We start from the raw sequence: 12,801 nt of genomic DNA on the forward strand, positions 1-12,801 counted from the left end.
GACTGATTATGCACGTGGAGGACGGCGGCATGGCGGAAGACGTCCCGGATGCGGTCAAGCTGCGCAAGGACCTCCTGTGGGGCTTGTACACGGACTTGCAGGCGCACGCCCGGCACGCCGAGACCTTGCGCTCCACCGTTGTCAACTTCATGGTCGTGATCGCTTCGGTCCTGGTGGCGGCGGTGGTCCGGGACGGCAGCGTGGATCGGGCCGACCTGATCCCGTGCGCGATGATCACGATCGTCGGCGCTATCGGGCTGATCTTCGCGGCCGGGTACACCGAACTGCACGAACGCAACCGGCGCCGGGCCATGCTGCTGCGCGCCACCCTCGACGACGAACACTTCGCCGGGGAGCCGCGGTCGATACGCACCCTGCTCGCGACTTCGGACCGCGAACATCAGCAAACCCCGCTCTATCGCTGGACCCGCGGCCTGAGCGGCAGCACCCGACAATTCTGGCTGCTCCTGCCGGGCCTGCTGCTTGTGGCCGGCATCGCCCTCACCGCCGTATCGCTCTGACCGCGGGGCGGTGTACGCGCTGCCGAAGAGCGGCACGCTCACCCGTACGGCGTCAGGGCGCGCGGTTAGCCGGCTCGACACTGACAAGCTTGAAGATTTGCTCGTGCTAGCGATCACGCGCGCAGAGAATCACGCCCGGGGCATGGCGCCATCGGCGCGCCGATGAACGCAACTGAACTCGGCAGTTCAGCGAAGCGTGACGGATCTCCGCCGGCTGGCGCGCACGGTCGGCGGCTAGGCCGCGTTTCATAACGCGCGGAGCCACTGGTTGATGATGGCGATGGTGACGGTGGCTTCGAAGCGGACGGCGAGTTTGTCGTAGCGGGTGGCCATGGCCCGGTGCTGTTTGAGCTGGCTGATGCCGCATTCCACCGCGTGGCGCAGCCGGTACACCTGCGGGTCGAAGGAGGGTGGCCGCCCGCCTTTGGACCCCTTCGCTTTGCGGTGCGCGTCCTGGTCGGCCTTGCTCGGGATGCACACCCGGATCCGGCGGCGGCGCGCGTACCCGCGGTTGCCCCGGCTGGTGTATGCCTTGTCGGCCAGCACCAGGTCGGGCCGGGTCCGTGGCCGGCCGCCGCCGAGCCGGTACACCTTGATCCGTTCCAGCACGGTGATGAACTGCGGGCTGTCCCCGCGTTGCCCGGCGGTGATCACCATGGCGAGGGTCTTACGGCCCTGCTCGCAGGCCAGATGCGTCTTGGTGGTGAACCCGCCCCGGGACCGGCCCAGCCCGTGATCGTCAGGCTCGGTCTGCACGCCACCCGGCGGCTCCTTCTGCGCCTGCCCGTCGCGGCGGGCACCGGCGGCGTGCTGATGGGCGCGGCTGATCGTGGAATCGACGCTCACCGTCCAGTCGATCTTCCCGGCCGCGTCGGCCACCGACTGCAGCCGGGCCAGCAGCTGTGTCCAGGTGCCGTCGCGTTGCCAGCGCCTGAACCAGCGGTACAAGGTCTGCCAGGGCGGATACACCGGCGGGACATCGCGCCACGGCGAGCCGGTCCGCACCCGCCAGCGGATCCCGTCGATGATGTCCCTGCTGGCCCATACGCGTGGTCGCCCGCGCCTTGTTTCGACAGGCAGCAGCGGCTGCAGCACCGCCCACTGCGAGTCGGTCAGGTCATGGCGCCTCACTGCCGCTACGCTCGGCACGAGGTCTCCGGTCGGTCTCTGGTTTTGCTTGGTCGCTAAACCACCTACCGGAGACCTCTTCAGTTATCGATCACCGCCACGCCGTGACATCGATGCCCTTACGAAACACGGGCTAGAAGAGTGCACGTGATCAAGCCGCCGCGAGCGCCTTCCGCTGGCGATCTGCGTGGTCGCTGCGAGACGACGAGGCCAAGGGACCGCGTCGAAGGCCGGTGCCGGTTGGACTGGTGGGCGTCCCGAACTGACGCTGCGGGCGAGCTGTCAGCGCTTTCTGAAATCTGACCCTCTATGGGTTCGGGAAAGTTAACCCCCTGACCTGCGGTTATGAGCGTTTGGTGCGTGTTTCTCTGGCGAGGAGTTCTCGCCGGTGGCGGGTTCGGTAGGAGTCGCCGGTGAGGGTGAGGACCTCGGCGTGGTGGACGAGGCGGTCGATCATCGCGGCGGCGACGATGTCGTCGGCGAAGGTCTCGCCCCAGCGGCCGAACGGCAGGTTCGAGGTGACCATGATCGAAGCTTGTTCATAGCGTGAGGCGATGAGCTGGAAGAACAGGTTGGCGGCGTCCTGGTCGAACGGGATGTAGCCCACTTCGTCGACCACGATCAGTTTGTAGCGGCGGATCTTCTTCAGTTCGGCGTCGAGCCGGCCGGCTTGATGCGCGGTGGTGAGCCGGGTGATCCAGTTGCTGGCGGTGTCGAACAGCACCGAGTAGCCGGCGTGGGCGGCCTTGATGGCCAGGCCGATGGCCAGGTGGGTCTTGCCGATCCCGGGCGGGCCCAGCAGGAGCACGTTCTCGGCCTTGGCGACGAACGTGCCGGTGGCCAGGTGCGCCAGGACGTCGCGGCGTAGCGACGGCAGGTGGTCGAGGTTGAAGTCCTCCAGGGTCTTGACCTGCGGGAAGTGGGCGGTGCGGATGCGCATCGTGGTGCCCTTGGACTCCCGGTCGGCAACCTGTCGTTGCAGCACCGCGGCCAGGTATTCCTCGTGCGACCAGTTCTCCTCGCGGGCCTGGACGGCCAGTTCCTCCCAGAACGCTGCGATGGTGGGGGTCTTGAGGACCCGGGTCAGATAGCCGATCAGGGACGGGAGGCCGTCACCGGCCGCAGCCCGGGCTGGTGTTCTGTTCTTCGTCGCTGTGCTCACTACTGGTTACTCGCTTCCGATGGTGGGTTGAAATCGACGCCGAACAGGGCGTCGTAGTCCGGCAGCGCCCGCATGCTCACGGCGTGACCGTCGGCGTGGTAGCGGGTCGCGGCCTGCCGGCGGCGGCGTTGCTCGGCGAACTCGCGCCGCAGAGCGGCGGCGGTCTGCTTGTGGCCCGGGTCGGTGACCACGGCCTGTTTGGCCCAGCACCGCTGATGCCAAGCAACGAGGTGGCCGTCGCAGTGGACGGCGACGGTGTCCAACGTGGCGGTCACGTCGACGAACCGGCCGATCACCCGCGGGTCGACCGAGTAGTCCACGGTGTCGACCCGCACGTAGTAGTCACGGCCCAGCCGCACCCGCTCACGAAGCCCGACCGCCGGTGCCGTCGGCGGCAGGACCAGCAGCGACGGATACTCGACGTCGAGCAGGTCGACCGGCCGGCCCTGGATCGAGCGGACCGTGCGGGCGTTGGCGAACGGCAGCCACTCCGCGAGCTGGGCGTTGAAGTCGCCTGGTGAGGCGAACGTGCGGCCGGGCAGGAACGAGGTCTCCAGGAATCCGTTGGCGCGTTCGACCATGCCCTTGAACTCGGCGTCTCGCGGTGGCGCCAGCTGGATCCGGGTGGCGAGGGTGCCGGCGAACGTCGCCGCCGGGACGCTGACCCGGCCGGTCCCGCCGATCGCTGATTCCCGGTCCCACAACAGCGTGCTGCTCACCCGGCCGACGCCCTGGATCAGCAGCCACATCCCGGCCAGGATGTCACCGGCCTGCCGTGACGGGATCATCACCGCGGTCATGAACCGGGAGAATGCCAGGGTCATCACCAGCACCGGCAGCATCCGGTCCTGCCCGGCCGCGACCGGGATCCGCGGTTCCGGGAACCACAGGTCACACTGGGTCAACCGGCCCGGCTCATAAACCACCCGATCCACCGGATCCACACCTACGTACTCCGGCCGGATCCGGGTCAGCAGCTTCTTCAACGGGCTCAGTGAGTGCGGCCAGCCGATCCGTCGGGCGATCTCCGGTGCCGGCATCCGCGGCCACTCGGTCAGCAACGCCCGCACCCGCGGTTCGAACGCGTCGGTCACCGACCCTCGCGGCGTCCGCTCGTACTTCGGCGGCCGGTCCGAGGCCAACGCCGACCGCACCGTGTTCCGGGCGATCTTCAGCCGCCGAGCGATCTCCTTGATGGGCACGCCCTCGGCTCGATGCAGCCGACGGATCTCAGCCCAGTCCTCCACCTTCAGCACCCCTTCCAAGATCAAGGAGGAGGGGGGTTAACTTTCCCGGATCCCTACGGGGTCACTCTTCAGGAAGCGGCGACACGAGCGGCCGCCAACGACCGGAGCTCATCCGTATCGCCCTCTGGCCCGCGCTTTGGCGGCGGGATGAACGGCTTTGCGCAGTCCTGGGCCGCAGGTACATCATCATCCGATGCAGTCACTGCGTAACCGGAGGCTCGAAAGCCTTTTCGGTGGCCCTATCAACGCGAATCTCACCTTCGACCAGGTTCGTGGTCTCATCCCGAACGCCAGTGAAAGCCCAGACCTCGACTTCAAGCGGGACACTTACCCGTCCGGGGACAGGGGTAAGAAAGACTTGTGCGGCGACATCGGCGGGATGGCCAACGCTGGCGGCGGTGTCATCGTCATCGGCATTGAAGAGGACGATCAGGCCCGCGCAGCCAGCTACAGTCCCGTGGATGTTTCGGACAGCGAGCGTCAGCGTCTCCGCCAGACGTTATATGGCAACCTTCACCCAGCTCCCACCTTCGACGTCATCCCCGTTGAAGACCCAGAACATCCTGGCCATGGCTTCCTCATCATTTGGGTTGCCCGCTCGACCGCAGCGCCACACGCCTACTCCCCGCAGGGAAGTGCCAGGTATTACCCGAGGCGGGTCGGCACCGAGAAAATTTGGCTCGGCGAGGCGGAGATCGCGGAAGCGTACCGGGTTCGATTCGCTGGCCTCGCCGATCAATTCGCAAGAGTTGCGACCATCGAGGCCGAACTCCTCCCACGGCTCGCGAGCGAAGGTATTTTCGTCGTCATCACACTGGTTCCTGACATGCCCGGGGAGATGACGATTGATACCGCAGCGTTCGACGCTTTCCAGCTCGGTAATGCGAGCCGCCAGCTCAGCGCCTTTGGTATCCCGATGGGCGGCTTCATGCAGTCCACCGTGCGCCGGCGTCGACTCGTCGCAACCAGCTCGCCCGAAATCAGTCAGCCCACCACGAACAAAGTATGCGAGTTACACGCAGACGGCAGCGGCGCCTTCGCCAAGAGTGTCGAATCTGTCTCCCGAGATGACGTCCAGCGACAAGAAAGGTTCGTCGACAGTGACCAGCTGGTTATGGGTATAGCCACGGGATTACGGCGCCTCGGCAGGCATGCCCGCGACACCGCAGGTGCCGGCGGCTTGGCGAACATGCAGGCCACCGTATGGACTCGCACACCAACAAAGTTGATGTTGGTATCTAGCGTCGGATGGCCGAATGAGCCGGTCGGCCGTGGATTCATTGAGGGCAATGTGACTTCCGACTCCGTCGCGGACCTCGATGACTTGGCGGTTGACGGGCCCGGCCTAGTCGCAGCAACTTGGCGGCTCGCTAACGGCCTTTTCCAGGACTTCGGGACGCCGGAAACGATGCTAGTCACCCGCGAAGGGGGGATCCGTCTTCCGTACTGGTATCGAGATGTTCAGGCACCTATCCGGCAGTGGGCCGCAGAATTCGGTGTCGAGATCCTGACAGCTCAATAGGCTGACGAAAGGAAAGGACAACGAAGATTTCTATGTCCAGTTCACAGGTGCACTCATCTCGGCTACTTATCCGGACAATGCAACTGCCGTGCGCGTGACGCAAAGGTGGCTCGATACGCCGATCATCGCGGTCGTCGACGATCCGTCACGCAGGCGCCGGTCGGTACCAACGAGAGGAGCGCTACTAGCGCAGCATCCGATGGTCGTCGCGGGTCCCGATGTCCGAGTCGTTCTTGGAGCGCAGTCCGAGATCCTGCTGCATCAGCACCATCAAGGCCAGTCGGGCGTCGCTGATCGTGATCAAACTTCTGCGTACCTCTTCCCGTGAATAGGGTTCGGCGCGCGGCTCCAGGGCTGAGAGACGCAACGGGTAGCCCAGCAGCTCGGATAGTTCCAGCAGGCGATCCAAGACCTTCTCCGCGGCGCGCGCGATCTCGGGTGGTGCCATGAGGTCCATCTCGTAGCCGGCGAGCTTTGCCTGCTCGAAGGCGGCGCGCATTTGCTCATCCAGGTCGGCTGTCATCGCGCTGGCTCGGGCATGCGATTCGATGACCCGGACCCACTCCCGAAGGCTCGTGTGATAGCGGAGGTAGGCGGGAAGCAGTCGCTGTTCACGACGTTCTTGCATGGATCGGTGGTCCGTTCGGCGCTGGGTCAACCAGACGCCAGCGAACGCGAACAGCGCGCCCAACATAGCTCCCAGGAGCGGAAGAAGACCTTGCATCGATCCAGAGTAATGACGGATGGCCGCCCCCCGCGGCGGTCATCAAGCTCAGTGGCCAGCGATCGGCGCACGGCACGACTGCCACCATGGCGTGGCCGAAGTCAGGGTCGATCCGGAAGGCCAAGAGTCCTGCCTTTTTCGGTACTACGACGGCTGACGAGCCGCCAAATGCACTGTCATCGGCAGAAGTGCGCGCCAGACTGTTAACCAGCGGTGACAGTGAGTAGCGCGGATCTTCATGTCGATCAGCGGCTCCTGACCGAGTCGGCTCCGGCAAGCCGGCCATCGGCCGGGCAATGCTTGGCTGGTCGAACCGGCCGGTGGCCGGATCACGTTCGACAGGCGCGACATCACCCGTCTCCCGGCGAAGGAACGGCGCACCATTCAAGGATGTGCAGGTGGTGTTCCGGGACCCGAATATCTCCCTGATTCCGTCGATGACCGTTGGCGACATCCACAGCGAACCGTTCGTCGTCAGGGTGCCATCCAGGCCGACGAGAGAAGCCGCGGAGCCCCGCACCTGCGCAGGCTGCGGCAGTTCCTGCCCTTCCTGGGCGGCTGGGCCATCGGCATGGCGGTCTGGCTGTGGTTTCTGTTCGACGTGATCATCGGCGCGGTCAACGGCAACGCACTCGAGACGATCGGCTTCGGCGCCACCGCTATCTTCGCGGTCTCCGTGGTCACCGGTGTCTTCACCCGCACGCTCGGTCTCGCCGCGATCATCCCGGTGATGGTGGTAATGATGATGGCCGGGGTGCCCGCCTCCGGCGGTGGCCTGTCTGTCTACATGGTTCCGGAGTTCTTCCAGAGCCTGCAACACGTCCTACCGCTGCCCGCGGCGGTCGACACCGCGCGGTCCCTGACCTACTTCGACGGCGTCGGCGTCGGCCGTAACCTGCTGACCATCGCCATCTGGGCCGCCGCGGGCCTGCTGCTCAACCTCGGGGTCGACCAGTGGCTCAAGCGCCGTGAGCGCCGCGGGGAGCCCAGCGCGCCCGGCGACCGCACCGGACCCGACGACACGATCGGCGCCGACACGGCACGGCTCGACGCCGACGAACGGCAACCGGCAGCCGCGCACTGAACACCGCCGGGGCCGTCGCACGATGGCCCCGGCGCCCGGCTTCGCACTGGGAGCCGGCCATCCGCCCCCTTGGCGAGCGCGGGGACCTCGTTGGGGAGGGCGCCCGGGTGCCTGCCAGCGTGACGGCGAGGTTGCAGTGCCGGAAGAGAACCTGAGGTACGTCGATACAAGTCGATACAGAGAGCGGCAAAGTCGTTCTGGTGCCGGTGACGCGTACAGGTCAGGGGTTGGTGGTTGTGTCCTTGAGGCCGATGGCGTCGCTGAGCAGGGTCCAGCAGGCGTCCGCGGAGCGGCGCCGGTCGCCGGGCGGGCGTTTGGCGACGTAGGCGGCCATCATGCCGACGGCGAGGGCGAGTTCGGTGACGGTGAGCGTGGGTGGTACCTCGCCTGCTGCGCGGGCGGTGTCGAGCGGGCCGGACAAAGCTTGCCGGATGCGTTGTGAGGCTGCGGCGATCCGCTCGTCGTCATCGTCGGGGCCGACCAGTTGGATGAAGGCGACCGAGGCGATCGCCTGCCGGGTGAGCAGGTCGAGCACGTCACGCAAAGTGGTGCTGTCCGCGGCGACGAGGGTTTCGACGGCGGCGATGTTCTCCTCGAACGCGGTGAGGGCGAGGCTGATCCGGTCGGGGAAGTGCCGGTAGAGGCTGCCCTGGCCGACGCCGGCCCGCTTGGCGACCTCGGACAGCGGTGCGTCCAGGCCGCGTTCGGCGAAGACTTCGGCGGCGGCGGCGATCAGTGCCTGCCGGTTGCCGGCTGCGGCTTTCGGTCCCAGGTTCTCCTTGCGCGACACGCTCACATGATCCACTATAACCAACCGGACATCATTGTCCGGTTGGAAGGTGGGAGGTCGGCAGCATGAGACTGGATGGAAAGATCGCGATCATCACGGGTGCCGCGGGTGGCATGGGCGAGGCCGCAGCGCTGCTGTTCGCCGCGGAGGGTGCCAAGGTCGCCGCCGTCGACCTGCGGGCCGAAGCGGTACAGCCGGTGGTCGACAAGATCCGCGCGGACGGCGGCACCGCGATCGCGATCGGCGCCGACATCACCAGGGCCGGCGAGGTTGGTGAGCTCGCCGCGCGTACGGTCGCTGAGCTCGGCCTGCCCACGGTGCTGTTCAACAACGCCGGGGTGGATCTGGAGAACAAACGCGCGACGATCGACATCGACGAGGAGGCGTTCGACAAGACCGTCGAGGTCAACCTCAAGGGGACCTGGCTGATGATGAAGTACGTCGTCCCGTACATGATCGAAGCGGGTGGCGGGTCGATCGTGAACAACGCCTCGGCCGGCGCGTTCGTCGCGGTCAGCTCGGCCGGCTACTGCGCCTCGAAAGCAGGCGTCGTCGCGCTGACCCGCGTCGCCGCGACCGAGCTGGGCCGGCACAACATCCGGGTCAACACGCTGAACCCGGGCATGACCTGGACCCCGATGGCCGAGCACCAGCGGCAGGAAGCCCTCGCGCGCGGCGTCACCGAGCAACAGATGCAGGCCACCATGCGCAGCATGTCGGTGCTCGGCCGGATGGCCCAGCCCATCGAAATGGCCCGGATGGCGCTCTTCCTTGCCAGCGACGACTCCTCGTTCGCCACCGGCGCCGCATTCATGAACGACGCCGGGCTGAGCATCATGTCCGCGCTGCAGACCGGGCGCTGAACGCCGAGTAGCAGCCGGTCGCGCTCGGCGGTCACCGGGCCGCATCGCGTCGCTGGACGGTCGGGGAACGACCGTCCAGCGACGCATCCCCGGCATGACAATCAGACCGACAGACGTGGCCCCGATTGGCCGTTAAGCGGGCGTCCAGTGCCCGATGATCCAGCCGATGCAGGCGTTGGGAGCCGATCGGGTCGCAGCTCGGGCTCGCGCCGGACAACTACGCGGCAGCCCTCTTGGGCCATTGCGGGTGGCGATGGACGACAGACCTTGCCGGCCCGGCCCGCACGCTCGGTGCGGCGTGCTTTACGAGAACGCAACAGTCGAAGGTCTTGTGCACCGCGCCCTCCTTGTTATTTGATCATATTGAGCAAATAAGCGGGTGGGGGAGGCGGCGTGGAGCTGACCGTGGCGGGTCTGCAGGCTGCCGGCGTTCCCGGGGACGTCGAGGCGAACCACGTTCAGCTGCGTGAGGCCGCCGGCAAGGCGGCTGCGGCCGGGGCCGGGCTCCTGGTCACTCCTGAGCTGTTCCTCACCGGGTACGACATCGGCGACCGCGTGCGCGAGTTGGCCCGGCTGGATCTGATCGGCATGGTTCGGCAGATCGCGAGAGAAGCCGGGATCGCGATCGTCGCGGGGATACCGGAGTCGTCCGGCTCGGACACGAAAGTGCTTTACAACAGCGCGATCGTCGTCGACGAGCGTGGCGAGGTGCTCGCCCGGCACCGGAAGACGCATCTGTTCGGTGGTCTTGATCGGCGCTATTTCACCCCGGGCGACAAGCTGGTGACCATGGTCGAGCTGCACGGTGTCCGGATCGCGGTGCTGATCTGCTACGACGTCGAGTTTCCCGAGACCGTCCGGGCGGCCGCCGCGAACGGCGCGGACCTGATCGCCGTCCCGACCGCCCAGATGACCCCGTTCGCGTTCGTCGCCGAGCACGTGATCCGTGCCCGCGCCTGGGAGAACCAGGTCTACGTCGCCTACGTCAACCACGACGGCCGCGAGCAGACCCTCGAGTACGTCGGCCGCAGCAGCATCGTCGCGCCCTCCGGAGACGTGCTGGCGAGCGCCGAGCACGGTGACCACCTGCTGATGGCCACCATCGACACCGACATCGTCGCCCGGGCCCGCGCGGACAACCCGTACCTGGCCGACCGGCGTTTCGACCTGTACTGACGGTCCCCCCAAAGCACCACGCAGCAAGCACATCCGATCCCGGGCCCTCCGGGACCGGTGGCCTGACGTGCGCCCGCGCGCCCCTTTCGCGAAGGATGACGCCCATGTCCGTCCCTGACACCTCGAACCCCCCGGTCCCACCGGGCACCAGTTCCGCCCCGGCCAATCTGTCCGGCCGGCTCGGCGTCGGATCGATCGTCTTCATGGTGATCGCGGCCGCCGCCCCGCTGACCGTGATCGGCGGCAACGTCCCGCTCGCCGTCGGCAACGGCAACGGCGTAGGCGCTCCGGTCGGCTTCCTCATCGCGTCCGCCGTGCTGCTGCTGTTCGCCGTCGGCTTCGTCACCATGACCCCGTACGTGACGGTGGCCGGCGCCTTCTTCGCTTACGTGACGATGGGCCTGGGCAAGCGCGCCGGCACCGGTGCGGCACTCACTGCACTCCTCGCCTACACCGCGATCCAGGCCGGCGTGTACGGCTACCTCGGCTGGGCGACCGATGACCTGGTCAAGCACTTTGGCGGCCCCGCAGTGCCCTGGTGGGTCTACGCCCTCGCGGTCGTCGGGGTCGTCGCGCTGCTCGGCTATCGGCACATCGAGCTGAGCTCCAGGGTGCTCGGTGTCGCGCTGGTGCTGGAGATCGCGATCGTGGTCGTCATGGACCTGCGGATCTTCTTCACCGGCGGCGCGGAGGGCAACAGCCTGACCTCCTTCACGCCGGACGCGATCACCTCCGGGCCACTGGGCGTGGCGGTGCTCTTCGCTCTGACCGGCTTCATCGGCTTCGAGGCGACCGCGATCTTCCGGGACGAGGCCCGCGACCCCGAGCGTACGATCCCTCGCGCCACCTACCTCGCCGTGTTGATCATCGGCCTGTTCTACACGATCTCGTGCTGGGCGATCGTCACCGGCGTCGGCCCGAGCAACGCCGTGGAGGTGGCCGGCGACACCCTGGCCGGAAACGGCAACATGATGCTCGACACCGCACAGACCTACCTCGGCACCATGCTGCGCGACGTCATGCAGGTCCTGCTCATCTCGAGCCTGTTCGCGTGCGTGCTCTCGTTCCATAACGTCGTCGCCCGCTACCAGTTCGTGCTTGCCCGGAGGGGCTTGATGCCGGCCGGCCTCGGCACGGTGCATCGGCGTCACCACTCCCCGGCGCGCTCCTCGGTCGTACAGACCATCACGGCCGCGGTGCTTCTCGTCGCGTTCGTCGCTCTCGGCCTGGATCCGCTGGTCGGCGTGTTCGGCTCGATGGCCGGCGTCTCGACCGTCGGCATGGTGCTGCTGATGCTGCTGACGTCGATAGCCGTCCTGGTCTGGTTCGCCCGCAACCCCCGCCAGGCCGGTGGCCGCCTCTGGACGACCCGGATCGCGCCGGTGCTGGCCGTTCTCGGCCTGCTCGCCAGCGCCTGGCTGGTGGTCTCGAACTTCACCATGGTCACCGGCGGCAGCGTCGGCGTCAGCATCGCCCTCGGCCTCGCGCCGCCAGCCGTCTTTCTGGTCGGGTGCGTCATCGGTCAACGCGGGGCCCGAGCGGCATTCGCGGCGGAGTAGGGGTCGTAAGCTCCTGACATGCCCAGCCGCCCGGTGCACAGAACGCCGCAGGAGGCCGTCACGGTGCTGAACAGCCGCGCCGTGGCGGCCATCCGGCGGACCAGTGCAGTCGACACGGTGAAGGCGCGGATCGCGCTCGCGGCCGAGCACGGTCTGCTCACACCCGGCGAACGACTCCCAGGCGTGAGCGAGATCGCGGCGGGCCTGGAGGTCAGCGAGATCACCGTCCGCCGCGCGCTGGAGGAACTGGAGCAGGCCGGCGTCGTTGAGCGCCGCCGGGGCCGTTACGGCGGCACCTACATCAGCGGCGCCCCGCCGAAGGGCGCCGTCACCCAGATCTCCGCCTACCGCGAGGACGCGCAGCGGGTCCGGCAGCTGATCGACGAGCGTGCCGTACTCGAGGTCGGCCTGGCTCAGCGGGCCTGCGTGCGGCGCACCGACGAGGACCTGGCCGTACTGGGGGAGTGCGTCGAGCGGATGGCAGCCGCGCGGGACTGGGCGGAGTTCCACGTGCTCGACGAGCGCTTCCACCTCGCCGTCGCCACCGCCGCAGGCCTGCCGGCGGCGATGCACCTGTACTCCTCGACGCTCACCGACCTCTACGCGTACTTCCTGCCGTACCCGATCGCCTCCCTGCGAGACAGCAACCGCGAGCACGGGTTGATCGTTGCGGCCCTCGACTCACGCGACCTGGCCGCCACGGCGGAGGCCGTCTTCGAGCATGTCGCCGCCCTGCATCGGACTATGTATATCGGGCTGGACTGACAGCCACAGCCACCGGCAGGCGAATGCGAAGGGCATCGCCTGAATAGGCACTAATCGTCGCGACGTCGATACGTCTGTTCAGCGGGTCACGCCGGAACCGGAAGGGACGCTGTCGAAGATCTTGACCGCCTCCCGGATGCGGTCGGCCCGAACCGCGGTGAGGGCGGAGGCGTTGCCGATCTCCCACCGGGTGCCGATCCCGGGGACCTTGAAGTGCGCCCACTCTCGTCAGCGTCCACCGCACCGCGGCGCCCGGGATC

At 67.3% G+C, this 12,801-nt stretch carries 12 protein-coding genes; 7 read left to right on the forward strand and 5 right to left on the reverse strand.

Features of this window, described 5'->3' with window-relative positions; translation table 11 throughout:
* Positions 1-14 precede the first annotated feature (14 nt).
* Positions 15-521: a hypothetical protein gene (locus OHA21_RS00355; RefSeq protein ID WP_328468903.1), complete on the forward strand. Its 507-nt coding sequence runs from the start codon at positions 15-17 to the stop codon at positions 519-521.
* Positions 522-767: 246 nt separating this feature from the next.
* Here the strand turns inward: OHA21_RS00355 and OHA21_RS00360 are convergent, their stop codons facing one another.
* The 3 genes from OHA21_RS00360 to istA form a co-directional block, all read right to left on the reverse strand.
* Complete coding sequence (locus tag OHA21_RS00360; RefSeq protein ID WP_328468905.1) at positions 768-1,652, reverse strand: IS5 family transposase; 885 nt, start codon at positions 1,650-1,652, stop codon at positions 768-770.
* 340 nt (positions 1,653-1,992) lie between these two features.
* On the reverse strand, positions 1,993-2,811 hold the full coding sequence (istB, locus tag OHA21_RS00365) for an IS21-like element helper ATPase IstB (protein ID WP_328468907.1): 819 nt from the start codon (positions 2,809-2,811) through the stop codon (positions 1,993-1,995).
* On the reverse strand, positions 2,811-4,067 hold the full coding sequence (gene istA / locus OHA21_RS00370) for an IS21 family transposase (RefSeq protein ID WP_328468909.1): 1,257 nt from the start codon (positions 4,065-4,067) through the stop codon (positions 2,811-2,813). Before istA ends, istB begins: the two co-directional genes overlap by 1 nt.
* Before the next feature lie 184 nt (positions 4,068-4,251).
* Between istA and OHA21_RS00375 the strand changes: the two genes are divergently transcribed.
* A complete protein-coding gene (locus OHA21_RS00375) occupies positions 4,252-5,580 on the forward strand; it encodes an AlbA family DNA-binding domain-containing protein (protein ID WP_328468911.1) in 1,329 nt (442 codons plus the stop codon).
* Positions 5,581-5,764: 184 nt separating this feature from the next.
* Here the strand turns inward: OHA21_RS00375 and OHA21_RS00380 are convergent, their stop codons facing one another.
* Positions 5,765-6,304 carry a hypothetical protein gene (locus tag OHA21_RS00380; protein ID WP_328468913.1) on the reverse strand — a complete coding sequence of 180 codons (540 nt, stop codon included), beginning with the start codon at positions 6,302-6,304 and terminating at the stop codon, positions 5,765-5,767.
* 571 nt (positions 6,305-6,875) lie between these two features.
* Between OHA21_RS00380 and OHA21_RS00385 the strand changes: the two genes are divergently transcribed.
* On the forward strand, positions 6,876-7,388 hold the full coding sequence (locus OHA21_RS00385; protein ID WP_328468915.1) for a hypothetical protein: 513 nt from the start codon (positions 6,876-6,878) through the stop codon (positions 7,386-7,388).
* Between the two features lie 220 nt (positions 7,389-7,608).
* On the opposite strand, the gene OHA21_RS00390 is transcribed toward OHA21_RS00385, so the two are convergent.
* Positions 7,609-8,184, reverse strand: coding sequence for a helix-turn-helix domain-containing protein (locus OHA21_RS00390; protein WP_328468916.1), 576 nt, complete (start codon positions 8,182-8,184; stop codon positions 7,609-7,611).
* A 59-nt stretch (positions 8,185-8,243) separates the two neighbouring features.
* Between OHA21_RS00390 and OHA21_RS00395 the strand changes: the two genes are divergently transcribed.
* From OHA21_RS00395 to OHA21_RS00410, 4 genes are all read left to right on the forward strand, one after another.
* Complete coding sequence (locus OHA21_RS00395) at positions 8,244-9,041, forward strand: SDR family NAD(P)-dependent oxidoreductase (protein ID WP_328468919.1); 798 nt, start codon at positions 8,244-8,246, stop codon at positions 9,039-9,041.
* Positions 9,042-9,434: 393 nt separating this feature from the next.
* Positions 9,435-10,217, forward strand: a complete 783-nt coding sequence (locus OHA21_RS00400) for a carbon-nitrogen hydrolase family protein (RefSeq protein WP_328468921.1) — start codon at positions 9,435-9,437, stop codon at positions 10,215-10,217.
* 104 nt (positions 10,218-10,321) lie between these two features.
* Positions 10,322-11,776 carry an APC family permease gene (locus OHA21_RS00405; RefSeq protein ID WP_328468923.1) on the forward strand — a complete coding sequence of 485 codons (1,455 nt, stop codon included), beginning with the start codon at positions 10,322-10,324 and terminating at the stop codon, positions 11,774-11,776.
* A gap of 18 nt (positions 11,777-11,794) precedes the next feature.
* Positions 11,795-12,541, forward strand: coding sequence for a FadR/GntR family transcriptional regulator (locus OHA21_RS00410; RefSeq protein WP_328468925.1), 747 nt, complete (start codon positions 11,795-11,797; stop codon positions 12,539-12,541).
* The last annotated feature ends 260 nt before the right edge of the window (positions 12,542-12,801 follow it).

It is taken from the genome of Actinoplanes sp. NBC_00393 (genome assembly GCF_036053395.1).
Lineage (GTDB): Bacteria > Actinomycetota > Actinomycetes > Mycobacteriales > Micromonosporaceae > Actinoplanes.